At 65.9% G+C, this 14,899-nt stretch carries 17 protein-coding genes; 10 read left to right on the top strand and 7 right to left on the bottom strand.

Annotation, left to right across the window (positions count from 1 at the left end; all coding sequences use genetic code 11):
* Positions 1-52: 52 nt before the first annotated feature.
* The 4 genes from VNN77_12760 (at position 53) to VNN77_12745 (ending at position 3,927) form a co-directional block, all read left to right on the top strand.
* Positions 53-1,357 carry a glycine/sarcosine/betaine reductase component B subunit gene (locus VNN77_12760; protein HXG52259.1) on the top strand — a complete coding sequence of 435 codons (1,305 nt, stop codon included), beginning with the start codon at positions 53-55 and terminating at the stop codon, positions 1,355-1,357.
* 77 nt (positions 1,358-1,434) lie between these two features.
* Entirely contained in the window at positions 1,435-2,874 is a 1,440-nt protein-coding gene (gene grdC / locus VNN77_12755; protein ID HXG52258.1) for a glycine/sarcosine/betaine reductase complex component C subunit beta, read from the top strand.
* 25 nt (positions 2,875-2,899) lie between these two features.
* Positions 2,900-3,355 carry a glycine/sarcosine/betaine reductase complex selenoprotein A gene (gene grdA / locus VNN77_12750; protein HXG52257.1) on the top strand — a complete coding sequence of 152 codons (456 nt, stop codon included), beginning with the start codon at positions 2,900-2,902 and terminating at the stop codon, positions 3,353-3,355.
* A 35-nt stretch (positions 3,356-3,390) separates the two neighbouring features.
* A complete protein-coding gene (locus VNN77_12745) occupies positions 3,391-3,927 on the top strand; it encodes a class I SAM-dependent methyltransferase (GenBank protein HXG52256.1) in 537 nt (178 codons plus the stop codon).
* A gap of 30 nt (positions 3,928-3,957) precedes the next feature.
* Here the strand turns inward: VNN77_12745 and VNN77_12740 are convergent, their stop codons facing one another.
* Positions 3,958-4,662 (bottom strand): iron-containing redox enzyme family protein, encoded by a 705-nt coding sequence (locus VNN77_12740; GenBank protein HXG52255.1) that lies wholly within the window; start codon positions 4,660-4,662, stop codon positions 3,958-3,960.
* An 18-nt stretch (positions 4,663-4,680) separates the two neighbouring features.
* Entirely contained in the window at positions 4,681-5,250 is a 570-nt protein-coding gene (locus VNN77_12735) for a class I SAM-dependent methyltransferase (GenBank protein HXG52254.1), read from the bottom strand.
* 123 nt (positions 5,251-5,373) lie between these two features.
* Between VNN77_12735 and VNN77_12730 the strand changes: the two genes are divergently transcribed.
* Genes VNN77_12730 through nbaC form a run of 3 tightly spaced genes read left to right on the top strand, consistent with a single transcriptional unit; the run spans position 5,374 to position 7,209 of the window.
* Complete coding sequence (locus VNN77_12730; protein HXG52253.1) at positions 5,374-5,808, top strand: VOC family protein; 435 nt, start codon at positions 5,374-5,376, stop codon at positions 5,806-5,808.
* A gap of 45 nt (positions 5,809-5,853) precedes the next feature.
* Positions 5,854-6,630: an iron-containing redox enzyme family protein gene (locus tag VNN77_12725; GenBank protein HXG52252.1), complete on the top strand. Its 777-nt coding sequence runs from the start codon at positions 5,854-5,856 to the stop codon at positions 6,628-6,630.
* 21 nt (positions 6,631-6,651) lie between these two features.
* Complete coding sequence (nbaC, locus tag VNN77_12720; GenBank protein ID HXG52251.1) at positions 6,652-7,209, top strand: 3-hydroxyanthranilate 3,4-dioxygenase; 558 nt, start codon at positions 6,652-6,654, stop codon at positions 7,207-7,209.
* A 36-nt stretch (positions 7,210-7,245) separates the two neighbouring features.
* Here the strand turns inward: nbaC and VNN77_12715 are convergent, their stop codons facing one another.
* Complete coding sequence (locus VNN77_12715) at positions 7,246-8,064, bottom strand: alpha/beta hydrolase (protein HXG52250.1); 819 nt, start codon at positions 8,062-8,064, stop codon at positions 7,246-7,248.
* A gap of 22 nt (positions 8,065-8,086) precedes the next feature.
* A complete protein-coding gene (locus VNN77_12710; protein ID HXG52249.1) occupies positions 8,087-8,857 on the bottom strand; it encodes a 3-oxoacyl-ACP reductase family protein in 771 nt (256 codons plus the stop codon).
* Positions 8,858-8,992: 135 nt separating this feature from the next.
* Here VNN77_12710 and VNN77_12705 point away from each other — a divergent pair, with 135 nt between their 5' ends.
* Positions 8,993-9,691 (top strand): hypothetical protein, encoded by a 699-nt coding sequence (locus VNN77_12705; GenBank protein ID HXG52248.1) that lies wholly within the window; start codon positions 8,993-8,995, stop codon positions 9,689-9,691.
* Between the two features lie 194 nt (positions 9,692-9,885).
* Here VNN77_12705 and VNN77_12700 read toward each other — a convergent pair whose 3' ends face one another.
* The 3 genes from VNN77_12700 to VNN77_12690 all read right to left on the bottom strand — a co-directional run bounded on the left by VNN77_12700 (position 9,886) and on the right by VNN77_12690 (position 13,125).
* Positions 9,886-10,707: an SDR family oxidoreductase gene (locus tag VNN77_12700; protein HXG52247.1), complete on the bottom strand. Its 822-nt coding sequence runs from the start codon at positions 10,705-10,707 to the stop codon at positions 9,886-9,888.
* A gap of 175 nt (positions 10,708-10,882) precedes the next feature.
* Complete coding sequence (locus VNN77_12695) at positions 10,883-11,884, bottom strand: ABC transporter substrate-binding protein (protein ID HXG52246.1); 1,002 nt, start codon at positions 11,882-11,884, stop codon at positions 10,883-10,885.
* Between the two features lie 251 nt (positions 11,885-12,135).
* Positions 12,136-13,125, bottom strand: a complete 990-nt coding sequence (locus VNN77_12690; protein HXG52245.1) for an ABC transporter substrate-binding protein — start codon at positions 13,123-13,125, stop codon at positions 12,136-12,138.
* Positions 13,126-13,542: 417 nt separating this feature from the next.
* Between VNN77_12690 and VNN77_12685 the strand changes: the two genes are divergently transcribed.
* Complete coding sequence (locus VNN77_12685; protein ID HXG52244.1) at positions 13,543-13,794, top strand: hypothetical protein; 252 nt, start codon at positions 13,543-13,545, stop codon at positions 13,792-13,794.
* A gap of 63 nt (positions 13,795-13,857) precedes the next feature.
* Positions 13,858-14,871, top strand: a complete 1,014-nt coding sequence (locus tag VNN77_12680) for an ABC transporter substrate-binding protein (protein HXG52243.1) — start codon at positions 13,858-13,860, stop codon at positions 14,869-14,871.
* Positions 14,872-14,899: the final 28 nt, after the last annotated feature.

Genomic DNA, 14,899 nt, shown 5'->3' with positions numbered 1-14,899 from the left:
TCGAATCTCGAATCTCGAACCTCGAACCGGGAACCTCGAACCTGCAAAAAACATGCGACTCGAGCTGGCCGACTACCCCGTTCACGAAATCCGCCGCGGAAAGCGATTCCATTACGCCGCCGGCGTCCTGGAGATCGACGAAGGCGCTCTGGAAAGCACGCTGCTCGGCGACGAGCGCCTCGAGCGGGCTTCTCTGGCTGTGGTCCGCCCCGGCGAACGGGTCCGGATCACCGGCATCCGCGACGTCGTCGAGCCGCGCGTGAAGGTTTCAGGAAGCGGGCAGGTCTTCCCGGGCATCCTGGGGCCGGTGGAGGGCGTGGGCGCGGGCCGAACGCACCGCCTTTCGGGAATGGCGGTAACCGCCGCCGCGGCTTACGAGGGGACCGTGAGGGCCGGGCTCGGCGTACAGCGAAGTGCGCTACTCGATATGTGGGGGCCGGGGGCCGAGAGCTCGAAATTCGGGCGGCTGCTTCACCTGGTGCTCATCATGCGGCTGCGCGAGAGGCTTTCCGAGCTGGACGCCCACGCGGCGATTCAGCGGGCGGAGCTCGAGGTCGCACGCCGACTCGCGGAAGCGACGATCGGGGCAAAGCCGGCGGGCGTCGAGATCTTCGACCTGTCCGAGCGGCGCGCCGGTTTGCCGAACGTCGCCCTGATCCAGGGTTGCCTGACCGACGACCACAACCCGCATTCGGGGGTGAGCTATTACGGCATGCCGATACGGGAGTCGCTCGCCACGCTGGTCCATCCCAACGAGCTGCTCGACGGCGCCGTCGCCGTCAACGCGACGCGCTGCATCGCCTATTTTCCGGTCACGTGGGACTGGCAGAACCATCCGCTGATGCTGCGGCTCTGCCGCGAGCACGGCCGCCGGTTGAATTTCGCCGGGATGATCCTGCAGCGCATTCGCTACGAAACGTTTCACGGCAAGGAAGTGATCGCGCACAACGCCGCCCAGCTCGCCGCCGCGACCGGCGCGGATGGCGCCCTGGTAGCGTGGCTGGGTTCGGGCAACGCCTTCGTCGACGTCATGCTGACGTTGCGCGCGTGCGAGCGACTTGGCATCAGGACCGTTCTGGTGACCTACGAGTACGGCGGCAAGGACGGCATCGACTCGCCGCTGCTCTTCTACCTGCCGGAGGCGGACGCCACGGTGAGCACGGGCAGCCGCGACCGCTGGCTCGAGCTGGACGAGGCGGAGAGGGTCGTGGGGCCGTACGAAGAGGTCCGCATCCTGAGCTATCCCGGCGCGCCCGTGGCGGACGCCCGAGGTCGTTTGACGCTGGACGCGCGCGACATGATCGTCGGCGGCGTGGACAACTGGGGCGGGGAAAAATGGATTTGCAAAGCGTATTAGTACAGAGTTCCTTTACATTGCACTTTTGAGCTTGCGAACGATCGAGCCGCCGCGAAGCGGCAGGAGCAACTGAGCAGATGTCGAGCGCAACCCCCGTCGTCAGGGCGGCAAGCACCGTCCTCATCCATACGCCTGGGATGGTGCGTTACGGCTCGAAGCCGGCGCGCGAGATCGCGGCGAAGCCGGCGAAGCTGGAAGAGCTTTACCGAAGGCTTCGCTCCCCGCGGGAGGCGCAGAGCTATCTTCCCAACCTGGTGTTCGTGGGGGCCCGAGGCGCCGACGCGCTGCGCGAGACTCCGCGCCCGTGGTTTCGCCGCAGCGAGGAGCCGCGGGAGGAGGCCTTCGGCGAGATGGTCGACGAGGCCCGCTTTCTCGCGCTGCTCGCGCTCGCCGACCCTTTCAAGCACGTTTGCCTTCTCGATCGCTTCTGGGGGGACCTGGCGGCGACGCCCGCAGAGGCGATGATTCGCGGGGACTTTCCCGCCTCGGAGCCCCCCCTCGCCGATGCGGCCACGCTGAGAGCCAGGATCGAGAGCGGCGGCGGCCTCCCGCTCTTTGCGGGCGCGAGCCCCGATCCGGTAGGCTGGATCGCCGACGGGCACCCCGAGGACGCGTCGCTTTCCGCCTCGGTCCTGCTCGAGAACCTCTGCGGCAAGGTCTCGGCCGCGCTCGCGGTCAACGGCCTGTTCACGGGCGACGGCCGGCTCGGGAAAAGCGAGGTTGACCTCGTGCTCGGCTGCTCAGAAGAGGCGGTCGGCGACCGCTACCAGCGCGGAGGGGGGAATCTTGCCAAGGCGATCGCGGAACTCGCCGGTTGCGAGAAGGCTTCGGGATTCGACATCAAGGACTTCTGCGCCGCGCCGATTCCCGCGATCGTCACTGCCGCGGCGCTGGTGCAGGCCGGGGTCGCGCAAAACGTGGTCGTTGCCGGCGGCTCGTCGCTGCCCAAGCTCGGCATGAAGTTCCTCTACCATCTGGACAAGCAGATGCCGGTGCTCGAAGACGTGCAGGCCGCGGTCGCCGTCTGGATCGGCCGCGACGACGGCCACAGCCCCGTGGTCAACCTCGACTCGGTCGGCCGCCATCCGGTATCCGCGGGCGCTTCACTCGATCAGCAGCTCAGGAATCTCGTCCTCGAGCCGCTCGAACGGCTCGGCCTCGAGCCGTCGGCGATTGATAAGTTTGTCACGGAGCTGCATAATCCCGAGGTAACGATCCCGGCCAACGGCGGGGATGTCGCCGAACGCAATTACCGGATGCTCGGCGCGGTGCTGGCCAAGGCGGGGAAGATTGCCCGGAGCGAAATCGCGCCGTTCGTGGAACAGAAAGGGCTGCCGGGATATGCGCCAACGCAGGGCCACATCGCCTCCGCCCTGTGCTACGTGCCGCACGCCCTGCGGGGGCTGACCCGAGGGAGCCTCCGGCGTTGCCTGCTCTTTGCGCGGGCGAGCCTGTTTTTGGGACAGATGACGCAGCTGAGCGACGGGATGTCGGTTCTGCTGGAGCGGCATCCCTGAGGCTTCGCGGGAGAGAAGAGTGAACATGGAGCTTCGCGGGAAGAAACTCATCATCCTGGGCGAGCGGGACGGGGTGCCCGCCCACACGATCGAGCAGGCGATCGACGGCCTGGGCGCGGACGTGGTCTACTCGAACACTCAGTGCTTCGTTTGAACCGCCGCCGGAGCGGTGGACCTTGAGGTTCAAGGTCGAATCAAGCAGCTCGCCGAAGAGCACGGGCGTGAGGCGCTGGCGGTGCTTCTCGGGGCGCCGACCCCGGACGCCGCGCTGATCCAGTTCGAAACCGTGACGCGCGGCGATCCGACCTACGCCGGGCCGCTCGCCGGAATCGCGCTCGAGCTGCCCGCCTATCACGTCTTCGAGCCCGAGTTCAGGGCGCTGATCCCTCCCGCGCGCTACGAGGAGCTGATCGAGACCCTGGAGCTGGGGCTCGAATCGGACGCGATCCGCGAAGCGCTCGTCCAGGCGCGCTCCTCTTGAGACTGCGTCAGGCCCTGCCTTCGCGCGCGGTCGCAATGAGCACGAAAGCGCACTGGGAACGCCTCTACGAGAATACGGCGCCGGAAAAGCTCGGCTGGTATGAGCCGCATCTGCAGACCTCGCTCGGCTGGATCCGAGAGCTGGGCCTCGATTCTTCCGCCCCCATCATCGACGTCGGCGGCGGCGCCTCGACGCTCGTCGACGATCTGCGGCAAGCCAGCTACAGCGCCGTCACGGTCGTCGATCTGTCGGCGAAAGCGCTCGCCCTGGCGAAAGCCCGGCTGGGAGAGAGGGCCGACGCGGTTACATGGCTGGAGGGCGACATTACGGCGATGGACCTGCCGGCCGGCTATTACGCGCTGTGGCACGACCGGGCCGTGTTCCACTGTCTCACCCACCCGGATGCGGCGCCCGTTTGCAGCGGCCTGCCGGTGCGGCGTTACGGGGCGGACGAGCTGAAAGGAGAAATGGGCTCCGAACTCGAGCTCGAGCGCCACGTTCGGGAGGTTCACCGCACGCCCGCCGGGGTCGCGCAAAGCTATCTCTACTGCCTGTTCGGGCGGGAGGGCTGAAACGCCGGATTGCCGGAGGCGAGCCCCGGGTCAACCGATCGCCTCCATCGCGGCGGCGAGCGCGCCGCGGTAGGCGCGATCGATCTCCATGCATTCGCGGGCGGCTGCCAGCACCTCGCGCTGCGCTTCGTCGGTCCGCGCGTGCTTCTCGAACACCCCCCACATCATGTCGGAGTGCTCCACGTCCGCGACCGAGTGCACTTTCGAGGACGGCGCCTCTTCCAGAGGGATTCCCAGCTCCTCGACCCACTTCCGCGCGATGCGCGCCGAAAGGCCGCCGCCCTTGACGATCCGCCCGTTGTTCCGCCTCTCGAGCATCGTGGAGCTGGTGAAAGCCTGAAGCCAGGGGCGGTCCTTCGCCAGAAACAGCCAGGCGTAATGCGCGGCGCGCGCGCCCGGAATCGGCTCGGCCCGCTCGATTTCCTCCGCGCTGACGCCGACGCTCGCCGCCTGACGCACGACCAGCGTGTAGTGGTCGAGCCCTTCGCGCCGGTCGCTGATGAGCTCGTCCTCCTCGTGCTTCCAGATCAGCTTTTTCACGTCGAGCGGGGCCGCGCCGAGAACGAAGCCCCAGCAGTCCCTGCGATTCTTCGTGTAGAGCGCGTTGTGGATGATGTAAAAGCGCGCCCGCTCCGGCGTGAGCCGGACCGAGAAGAGGCGCCGGAACTCCGGGCTCTCGAATTGAGCGTTCGCCATGTGATCGAGCTCGCTTTTCAGCCGGTCGAGATCCGCCATCTTGGTTCCTCCGTCCGCTCAGGGGACCGCCGGAGGCGTTGCGCCGATCTTCCACAGAAAAAGCGTGCGCGAGTCGTACAGCTCCCCGGAAGGATCGTCGCCCGGATTGACGTAAACCACCCGGGTCGGCGGCCAGTCGTCGATGTCGAAATCGTGCGCGACGACCCTTGCGCCCGGCCGGAGCTTCTGCAGCTTGGGTCGTATCGCGTTGTTGAACCATTTGAACATGTACAGCGTCACCACGGTCGCCTCCGACAGATCGACAGCCAGAGCGTCGCCGGCGCGAAACTCCACCAGGTGGCCCACGCCTGCTTCTTTCGCCTTGCGAGTCGCCTCCCGGACCAGGTCGGGGTTCATGTCGATTCCCACGCCGCGCGCGCCGTATTTCTTCGCCGCCGTGATCAGGATGCGGCCGTCTCCGCTTCCCAGATCGTATACCACGTCGTCCTTCTTGACCTCGGCGAGCTCGAGCATCCTCTCGACCACGATCATCGGCGAGGGAACGAAGGGAATGGGATCCTGGGAGGCCGCGGGGAGCGGCAGCAGCAGGACCGCGAGCGTCCAGGCCAGAGCCGAAGCGTGCTTCATCGCGTGGGGCACCTCTTTTCCGCCGCCGGCGGCTGCATAGCCAAATACAAGCTTGCACCGGCTGCTGTCAACAGCGCGCCCGCTTGACAGAAGAAAGGGGGCGTTGTTTAGTAGCGGCTTGCAATGGGGGTGAAGGGCGCGACGCTGGGGCACATCGTTTTCAACGTGCGCGACCTCAAGCGGTCCGAGCGGTTTTATCGAGCGGTGCTCGGCATGAAGGTTTCCGCCCGCAACCGGCGCACCCGGATGACGTTTCTGAGCTTCGGGCGCGAGCATCACGACATCGCCTTGATGGAGCTGCCGCCGGGAGCCAGCCACCCGGCGGGTGGGGGAGTGCCCAAGCTGCACCACTTCTGCATCTACGTGAAGAGTCCGGGGGAGGTGGACGCCCTGGAGCCCCTTCTCAGGAGGCGTAAGGTCGCCATCGTGAGCGGGCCCGAGGACCTGGAGGTGGCGGGCAACCGCTCAATCGCGTTTCTCGACCCGGACGGCAACCGCGTCGAGGTTGCCTGCAACGCTCACAAGTTCGGGTTCGACAGGAGGAAAAATCGATCGTGAGCTGTCCCGCCGGCCGCGCCGGCGGCGGGGATTCCGAGGTGCTTCATGTCCGCACAGGCGTTATCGAACGGCAGGCCACTGCCTCCGAAGGAGTTCTGCCAGCTCCTGATCAACGAGGTCAAGCAGGGCCACGCCCGGCTGCACCATCCTTTCTACCTGGCTCTCTACGACGGCAAGCTTCCCCTGGAGGCGATCCGCGTGTGGGCCAGGGAGGCCTGGGGGATATTTGCTTGCAACGTTGCGATCAACACGGCGAAGCTCGTCCGCTGCCAGCTTTCCGGCATTCACGATCCGGAGATTCACAAGAAGTTCGTCGACGTCATCCATTCCGAAGTCGGTTATCAGTACTTCGAGGGGAGCCCGCGTCCGGTTCCCGGCCATCGGGCGCTGTTCCTGCGTTTCGGCGAGAGCATCGGCATCCCGGCCGCCGAGCTGGAGCGCCGCGAGCGGGAAGAGGACTTCCTGCCGACGACGGTCCTGGCGCGGACGGGCTGGCTCGACATCGCGCTCAGGAGCCCGCATATCCTCGAGCAGGTGGCCTCGACCAACTGCTGCAACGAATTCTCCAACCAGCTGACCGGCGGCCGTTTCTTCCGCGCCTTCAAGAACCACTACGGTCTCGCGGAGCGCGACATCGAGTTCTTCGCCGAGCACGGCGAGGCGGACACCGGGCACAGCAACATAGGCTACGAGCTGGTGGAGCGCTTCGCGACCACCCACGAGCTCCAGGTCCGGGTGCTGAGGGCGCTGCGCAAGGGCCTCGGGATCTGGTGGGCTCTTACCGACGGAGTGGCCCGCGAGTGCGAGAAACTCGCTCGCTGAGCCGGAAAAAGCGAGGCCCGCATGGATCTTCTTTCGCCGGTCCATCTCAAGCGCTGGGTGGCGGAGAACCGCGCGCTCTTCGATCCGCCGGCCAGGACCAACCGCGTCCTGGCGCATTATAGCGACTTCATCGTGATGATCCTCAGGGGGCCGAACACGCGGCTCGACTTCCACGTCGAATCCGGGGAGGAGTTCTTCTACCAGATCGAAGGAGACATCGAGCTGCACCTCAAGCCCTCCGGCCGGGCGCGGGAAGTCGTCACGATCCGGGAGGGAGAGGTCTTTTTGTGCCCGTCCGGCCTGGCCCACTCGCCCCGGCGCCCGGACAACACCTGGGGCCTCGTCATCGAGCGCAAGCGGCGAGACGACGAAAGCGAACGCTTCCAGTGGTTCTGCGAGCGCTGCGACGAGGAGGTCCTCGCCGAAACCGTAACGCAAGGGAATATCGCGGCGCAGGTCTCCCGCATCTACCAGGCCTTCAACGCCGACCCCCGGGTGAGGACCTGCAAGAAGTGCGGTTGGGTCTTTCCGCAGACGCCGATGGCGGAGCGCCTGGGTTTCCTGGATCCGAAACGCTGAGCCCGGGCGGCGGCGGCCTCGCCTCCGCGCCCGATTCTATCCCTCCAGGAAATCGAGCAGCACGCGGTGGAACTCCTCGGTCTCCTCGATCTGGGGCTCGTGCGCGGAGTTCCTGAACCGGTGCACTTTCGACCCGGGAACGATCTCCTGGAAGCGCACGTCCCAGTCCGGCTGGTTGAGCGGGTCGTGCTCGCAGGACATGATCAGGAGCGGGGTCCGCAGCCGGGAAAGGCTGCGCACGAACTCTTCCACGGTCGAGCGCGGCTGATGCACGGGGCTTCGGAGCCGCGCCGCGGAGAGCGCCTCCCACGCCCCGGGGACGATGGAGCTTTGGTACCGCTCCTCGACGTTCTCCGGAGTCTGCCATTTCGGGTCGTGGTAGAGCAGGGCGACGATCTTCCTCATGTTCTCGAGCGACGGGACGTAGTTCTCCAGGTCCGCCTGGAAGTTGGTCTTGAAGACGCTGGCGTTGCCGCAGATCGTGACCATTTTCAGGATCTGGAAGGGTGGCGGCTCCATGACCGCGGCGCGCAGAATCGTTCCCCCGCCGCTCGAGCTGCCGACGAAGAACGCCCCCTCGACCCCGAGGGTCTCGAGAAGCCGCTTGAGATGCCTGATGCGAAAACCCGCCGGATCGGAAAAGCTGTAGATCTTGTCGGTCCCGCCCCAGCCGAGCATGTCCGGGGCGATCACGCGAAAGCGGCGCGCGAGGAAATCGATGTTGGCGCGCCACGTGATCTCGGCGGAGGCGCCGTACTCCCCGCCGTGGAGGAGCACGAGCGGCTGGCCGCTTCCCGCCTCGAGGAAATGAGTCTTGATGTCGCCGACGAAAACCGTGCGGTGCTCGTAAGGCATGGGGGCGGGCCGGGCGGAACCGTTACAGGAACACGACTCCGCCGTCGACCGAGAGCGTCTGGCCGGTCATGAAGTCGCTGAGCGGCGAGGCCAGGAACAGGACCGTGCCGACCAGATCCTGCGGCACCTGCACGCGCTTCAGGGCGCGGTCGCCCAAACGGGCCTGACGGTACTTGATGATCTCCTCGGTCGGATTTTCCTCGGACAGCGTCGATCCCGGAGCCACCGCGTTAACGTTGATGTTGTCGTCGCCGACCTCGCGGGCGAGCGTGCGGGTAAAGCCGATCACGCCGGCCTTGGAAGCCACGTAGTGGATCCTGCCCGGGCTGCCGTTCAGAGCGGTGCCGGAGGAGATGTTGATGATCTTGCCCGCTTTCTGCTTCCGCATCGCGGGGAGCACGGCGCGGCAGCAGAAAAACAGCCCTTTCAGATTGACGGCCATCATGCGGTCCCACTCGGCGGGATCGATCGACTCGATGCCGCCGCGGTTCATCGGAATCGTCGCGAAGACAGCGGCGTTGTTGACCAGGATGTCGATGCGGCCGAATTCCTCCAGGGCCCTGCGCGCCATCGCCTGCGTCGAGCCTTCGTCGGAGACGTCGACCGTGACCGCGACCGCCGACGCTCCGGTTTCGCCGCCGACCTCCTTTGCGACCCTGGTCGCGGCCGGGCCGTCGATGTCCGCCACCACCACCCGCGCCCCCGCACGGCCGAAGCCGAGACAGTAGGCCCGCCCGATGCCGTGCCCGCCGCCGGTGACGATCGCAACCTTGTCCTTGAGCCCGTCGATCATGTCGTTTCCCTCGCTCGAAGCTGCGGCAACCATAGACTCGAAGCGGAAAAACTGTCAAGCTCCGCGCGCCGATCTGGCCAATTCGCGACGGTGTGCTATGATCGGGTCCCGATCGCAGCTCTTCTGCCGGGTACGATGCTCCTTGTCCAGCGTAAAATCATTCCCGGGGTGATCGCCCTGGCGCTCTGGTCGAACGCCGGGGCCGCGCAGGTCGCTCCCGCCGCAGCGCCGCAGGCCGGCCCCCGCGAGGCGGAAGAGGCCAAACGCGACGACGACGCGCTCATCCGTGGCGCCGTGCTCCAGTACGGCAGCCGCGCCGCCGCCAGCCGGGCCCTGGCGGGCCTGGGATGGGACGCGTTTCGCCGCGGCGCCCTCGACGCCGCCATGGAGCGGTTTCGCCAGAGCCGCATCCTCAACCCCGGCAACTATCAGGCCTACTGGGGCGAGGGCGCCGTCCTGAACGAGCGCGGCAAGGTGCGGGAAGCGATCGATCAGCTCGAGCGGGCGCGCGAGCTGATCGACGACCCGAAGCAGCGGGCAAGATTGCTGGCCGATCTCGGAGCGCTCCATTCGGAGTACGCCGTGCGCCTGGGGGAGGACCGGCAGCTCGAGCGGGCGCGCCACTTCGTCGCCGCCAACCAGCGCTTTACGGAAAGCGCCGAGGCCGATCCCGGCCTGGGCATGAGCTGGCGCGAATGGGCGATCTCGCTTTACGCCCAGCAGAGATACGAAGAGGCCTGGACCAAAGCCAAACGAGCGCAGGAGCTGAGAGCGGAGCCTTTCCCGGAGCAGTTCCTGGAAAGGCTGCGCGCCAAAGTGCAACGAGAGCCCTGAAGGCCGACGGAGTGAAGCCGTCGAACAGCGCGAACGTTTTTTGAGCGGCCGCCGGGACCTCGCCGAGCGTGAAGGATCACCGGGCACGACACGCAGCCCCTGGAGCTCGATCGGCGCCGGGCGGAAGCCTTTTCCGACAGGCTGCGCGGACTCCCGCCGTCGACTCCCGCCGCGATCGCTGCGCGCGCGAAGATCTACGCGTCGATCGTCTGTCCGCCGTCGATCACCAAAGCGTGGCCCGTGACGAACGAAGCTTCGTCGGAAACGAGGAACAGCACGCCGTAGGCGATTTCTTCGGGCCGCCCCATGCGGAGCAGCGCCTTGTTGCTGCTGCCGAGCCTCTCCCTTTGCTCTTCGGTCATGCCGTCGAGCGTTCGCCGCGGCGGAAAGCCGCGGAATCGAGGCGTCTCCACGGCTCCCGGACAGACGCAATTGACGCGAATGCCGTACGGACCGTAGTCCAGCGCCATCTGCCGCGTGAGGTTGATGATCGCCGCCTTGGTCGCGCAATAGCCGGGATAATCGGGCGAGGCGAGCAGGCCGAAGGTCGATGCCGTTGTCACGATGTTGCCGCTGCGCTTGCGGATGAAATGCGGGAGCGCCGCCCGGGCGCCGCGAAACATGGCGTTGAGGTTGAGGTTGAGAATGAAGCTCCACTCTTCGTCGGTATGCTCGTGGAGCTTCTTTCGGATCCCGCCGCCCGCGTTGTTGTACAGGATGTCGAGGTCGCCGAAGGTCTCCAGCGCCGCGGCGACCATCCGGTCGCAATCCTCCTGCCGCGTGACGTCGGCGCGCATGAACACGGCCTGGCCGCCCTCGCGCTCGATCAGCTCGTCGACGCGTGGCGCGATCTCCTCCTGAATGTCGCAGCAAAGCACGCGGGCGCCCTCTCTTGCGAACAAACGCGCCGTCGCGCGCCCGATCCCGCTGTTGGCGCCCGTGATCAGCGCCACCTTGCCCTGAAGCCTGCCCCGTCCCGGGCGGAGCATCGGATGCTCTTCGGTTTCGTCGGCCATCTGGACCTCCCCTCAACCGTTTCCGAACCTTCTAAGCGGCAACCCTTCGTCGCCGCTGCGCTGGGGCCGCCCCTCGCACTCCCTGTCGATCGCCATTGCGTATCCCGCGCGCGGCAGGGCCGGCCGCTCCCGGCCCGCTTTCGACGGATGTCTGCGAACGGCGAGCTCCTTATTATTAATTTCTCCTGTAAAGCTGCTTGATGAAGCCCGCCCCCTCGATTTCCCGGATCAGGCTGGGATCGACGAACGTCTTCGGATCGGCGGTCGCGGCCTTGGGATTTCGCGGCGCCAGATCCTCGAGCAACGTCTTCACGCCCTCCGGCGTCGGCAGCAGGTTTTCGGGAAAGACCGCGTTGTAGGCTCGATAGGCGCGCTCCAGCCCCTCGGGGTCGGTCAGCCGCAGGTTCTTGCTGAAGATCGCCTTGCTGCTTTCCTTTTCGGTCTTGATCGAGTGGACCGCCTCGATCATGGCGCGCGCGAAGCGCAGCATGACGGGCCGGCGGGCCCGGGCCGTGCTTTCCTTGGTGAGCACCGCATTCCACCAGAAGGGGATCTTCAACGAGCCGATGTCCAGCAGGTCGCGGAAGCCGAGCTTTTCCGCCTCCCGCACGAAAGGCTCGGGCATGATCGAAAACTGCACGACTCCTTTGGACAGCGCGGCGAACCTTTCCGGATTACCGCCCGCGGTAATGATCTTGACGTCCTTTTCCGGGTCCACGCCGAGCCTCCTCAGCGCGAGCCGAAGCCCGAGATCGGAAGTGCTGCCGAGACGGTTGACGCCGCCCGTCCTCCCTTTGAGCTGCTCCACGCGTTCGATGGAGGGAATGGAAATGATGTGGTCGACGAAGGTGGGGACCATCCCCAGAATCATGACGATGTCCGCTCCGGCGAGGCGCGAGCTGACAAGCGTCGTCACCGAGGTGACGATCACGTCCAGCTCGCCGGCGAGCAGAGCCTGCACCGCCGTGGGGCTGTTGGTGATCCGGATCACCTCGCCGTGCAGGCCGTGCTTCTTGAGCAGCCCTTTCTCCTGCACGACCCAGATCGGGCTGTTGGCGGGGCTGTCTCCCGCCCACGCGATTCGCAACCGTTCCTGGGCCTCCGACGATCCCTGTCCGCCGAAAAAGGCGCCCGCCAGGCAGACGGCGGCCGCGAACAAAACAGAAATGACTTGCATAGATCCTCCGGGTTTATTGCTCGATGGGCTCGTCGATGTTCAGAATGCGGACCATATATCCCGGTCGCAGGGACCGCGCGCGTTCAATCGACTGAAGTGTTCAGGCGGCTCCACCGTTCAGCCGCCGGGCTGCGTTCAAGCCATACCGCGGAGCGGCGGCGCCCGCTCACTGCTGACTAACTGGCTAGCACGCGTGCCGCGGACGGGCAAGGAGCGCCCGGCAAGCGCGCGCCGGGTCCGTCGATCCTCGGCTATTTCTTGTAGAGCTGCTTGATGAACCCGGAGGCCTCGAATTCCTTGACCAGGCTGGGATCGACGAAAGCCCTGGGATCGGCCGCCGAGGCTTTGGGATTGCGCGGCGCCAGATCGTCCAGCATGGTCTTTACGCCCTCCGGGGTCGGGTAGGGGGCTTCTGGAAAGACCCTCGAATAGTCCTGGTAAGCGCGCTCCAGACCCTCGGGGTCGCCCACCCCGAGATTTTTCTTGAACAGCTTCTTTGCGTACTCCTTTTCGGTCTTGATGATGTGGATCGCTTCGATCATGGCGCGCGTGAGCTTGAGCAGCAGCGGCCGCTTTGCCTTGACGATCGCTTCGCGGCTCAGAATCCCGTTCCACCAGAATGGAATCTTGAGGTCGGCCACGTTGTAGAGGTTGCGAAAGCCGAGCTGCTCCGCCTGCGTCAGAAAAGGCTCGGGCATGATCGTGAACTGCGTGAGCCCCTTGGACAAGGCCGCGAACCGCTCGGGGTTTCCCCCCACGGGAAGGATCCTGACGTCCTTCTCCGGATCGACGCCGAGCCGCCGCAGAGCGAGCCGCAGCCCGAGGTCCGAGGTGCTTCCCAGCCGGTTGACGCCGCCCACTTTCCCCTTGAGCTGCTCGACCTTCGTGATGCTCGACAGCGACACGATGTGATCGACGAAAGTCGGCACCACGCCGACGATCATCACGGTATCGGCTCCCTGGAGCCGGGAGCTGGTAAGCGTCGTCACCGAGATGCTGGCCGCGTCGATCTCGCCGGCAAGCAGCGCCTGAAGAACGGTGGGGCTGTTGCTGATGGCGATGATCTCGGGCTGAACGCCCTGCTTCTGCAGGAGCTTTCGCTCCTCGATCACCCAGATCGGGCTGTTGGTCGGGCTGAAGCCCGCCCACGCCAGCCGCAACTTTTCCTGGGCCAGGCCAGCGGCAGGTATGCCCAGAGCCAACCCGAGTGCAACGACCGCCTTCATGATGCGCTTCGGCATGATGTCCCCCTTGATCTCTTCGGACGTGCCGCTGTTCCGTCGAGCGGGCCGTCGAAACGGGCCGAAAGTAGCACTTCGCTTTCGCATCCGTCAAGGCGGATTCCCGTCATGTTTCTCGGGGCATTGCTGCGGCGGCCGTCGGCGACGGGTGAGGAAACGAGCCCGCGGTCGCCGGAGGGCTTTATTTTCGTCCGGTTTGTGATATGCGCTGGCGGAATTCTCCCGCAGGCCCCGCCGCCCGTGCCTTTCTCGCCATCCAGTGGGAGCCCGCGGGACCGATGAATCGGCGTTCGCCGACCGCGTCTAAAACTTTGGAGGCTCGCGGGAACCGGGCGAGGCCGCTGGAGGGAGGATCCGGCGGGAAAATGAAATGACCTCTTGTTTCTCCGACCAAATTCGTATACGGAGGCAGCAACCATGCAACGGGTAACGGCGTTCGGGTCGGTCTTGCGCTCTTTCTGGCCCTCGACCGCGGCATGCGGCATGCTCCCCAGCGCCGAAACGGACGGCGCGGCGCGGCGTTTCGACGAAAGAACGGTCGCGGACTTCTACCGGGGCAAGACCGTCCGGATCGTGGTCGGATTCTCCGCCGCCGGCGGCTACGACCAGTATTCGCGCCTGGTCGCGGAGTTTCTCGGCATGAGCCCGGACCTGCGGGGACGGCCGTAGCGCGCCATGAAGTGAGCCAGGAAATAGCCAGGGATGAACAAGAAAACGGAAGGAGGTCGCCCGATGTTCGCTAAAGCCAGTGGAGTGCTGTTCCTTTTTGCGACCCTCGGCGTCCGCGCCGCGCTCGCCGCGTCCGCGCCCGCCGAGACCATCGACGAGCTGTACAAGAAGGCGCTCAAGGAAGGCGGGGTGCTCAACTGTTACTGCTCGCTCGCGCAGATCAACGCCGAGAAGATCTATCCGGTTTTCGAAAAGCGCTTTCCGGGAATCAAGATCAATCATGTCGACGCCACGTCGGACAAGCTCTCGGCGCGGGCCATCGCGGAGGCCCGGGGCGGCCGGACGATCGCGGACGTCCTCGAGTTCGGCCTCGAAGACATCAACAAGGTCCAGGCCCAGGGACTGATCCTCGAGAAAACTCCTCCCGAGGCCGCCGACTACCCCGACAACCTCAGGGGGTCCTTCTGGACGGCGAACAACCTGATCTTCTTCGTCGGCGCCTGGAACACCAACCTGGTCAAGAAGGACGAGGAGCCCAAGAGCCTGGACGATTTCGCCCACCCCCGCTGGAAGGGCCGGCTGATCGCCGAGCCGCGCGACTACGAGATCCTGATCGCGCTCACGCACAAGCACAAGAGCCTGGAGAAGGCGCGCGCGGTGCTGGCCAGGATCGCCGATAACAACGTCGAGTTCCACAGGGGCCACTCGCAGCTCGCGGAATTCCTGGTCGCGGGCCAGGCGGCGGCGTGCTTTACCTGCTACTCGCACCATTATCCGGGGCGCAAGCGAAAGGGAGCGCCCGTGGACTACATGCTGACGGAAGGGGCGGCGGGCATCATCGCGGTCGCGGTCATGAAGGATGCCCCGCACCCGAACACCGCCTGGCTGTTCAACCGCTGGGCCGCCTCGGTCGAAGGGCAGACCGTCTACTCCAAGGGCGGGCGGACCCCGGCGCACCCGAAGGTGGAGCCCAGAGACCCCATCCGCCCCAAGGTGATCTACGCCGTCGGCGTCGAGGACCTCAAGCAGTACACGAAGTACGAAAAGGTCTGGAAGGAAGTGTTCAAGCTCCGCTGATGGAGGCGGGCGGGGCCTCGCCCGGCCC

It is taken from the genome of Candidatus Zixiibacteriota bacterium (assembly GCA_035574315.1).
Taxonomy (GTDB): Bacteria; Desulfobacterota; Binatia; order UBA9968; family UBA9968; genus DATLYW01.
Note: the sequence above shows the minus strand (reverse complement) of the source record. Positions and strands in the feature narration are given on the sequence as shown.

Excerpts from the sequence above, each read along its gene's own strand:
- VNN77_12760 (HXG52259.1), top strand. The coding sequence starts at position 53 with ATGCGACTCGAGCTGGCCGACTACCCCGTTCACGAAATCCGCCGCGGA.
- grdC (HXG52258.1), top strand. The coding sequence starts at position 1,435 with ATGTCGAGCGCAACCCCCGTCGTCAGGGCGGCAAGCACCGTCCTCATC.
- VNN77_12745 (HXG52256.1), top strand. The coding sequence starts at position 3,391 with ATGAGCACGAAAGCGCACTGGGAACGCCTCTACGAGAATACGGCGCCG.
- VNN77_12740 (HXG52255.1), bottom strand. The coding sequence starts at position 4,662 with ATGGCGGATCTCGACCGGCTGAAAAGCGAGCTCGATCACATGGCGAAC.
- VNN77_12735 (HXG52254.1), bottom strand. The coding sequence starts at position 5,250 with ATGAAGCACGCTTCGGCTCTGGCCTGGACGCTCGCGGTCCTGCTGCTG.
- VNN77_12730 (HXG52253.1), top strand. The coding sequence starts at position 5,374 with ATGGGGGTGAAGGGCGCGACGCTGGGGCACATCGTTTTCAACGTGCGC.
- VNN77_12725 (HXG52252.1), top strand. The coding sequence starts at position 5,854 with ATGTCCGCACAGGCGTTATCGAACGGCAGGCCACTGCCTCCGAAGGAG.
- nbaC (HXG52251.1), top strand. The coding sequence starts at position 6,652 with ATGGATCTTCTTTCGCCGGTCCATCTCAAGCGCTGGGTGGCGGAGAAC.
- VNN77_12715 (HXG52250.1), bottom strand. The coding sequence starts at position 8,064 with ATGCCTTACGAGCACCGCACGGTTTTCGTCGGCGACATCAAGACTCAT.
- VNN77_12710 (HXG52249.1), bottom strand. The coding sequence starts at position 8,857 with ATGATCGACGGGCTCAAGGACAAGGTTGCGATCGTCACCGGCGGCGGG.
- VNN77_12705 (HXG52248.1), top strand. The coding sequence starts at position 8,993 with ATGCTCCTTGTCCAGCGTAAAATCATTCCCGGGGTGATCGCCCTGGCG.
- VNN77_12700 (HXG52247.1), bottom strand. The coding sequence starts at position 10,707 with ATGGCCGACGAAACCGAAGAGCATCCGATGCTCCGCCCGGGACGGGGC.
- VNN77_12695 (HXG52246.1), bottom strand. The coding sequence starts at position 11,884 with ATGCAAGTCATTTCTGTTTTGTTCGCGGCCGCCGTCTGCCTGGCGGGC.
- VNN77_12690 (HXG52245.1), bottom strand. The coding sequence starts at position 13,125 with ATGCCGAAGCGCATCATGAAGGCGGTCGTTGCACTCGGGTTGGCTCTG.
- VNN77_12685 (HXG52244.1), top strand. The coding sequence starts at position 13,543 with ATGCAACGGGTAACGGCGTTCGGGTCGGTCTTGCGCTCTTTCTGGCCC.
- VNN77_12680 (HXG52243.1), top strand. The coding sequence starts at position 13,858 with ATGTTCGCTAAAGCCAGTGGAGTGCTGTTCCTTTTTGCGACCCTCGGC.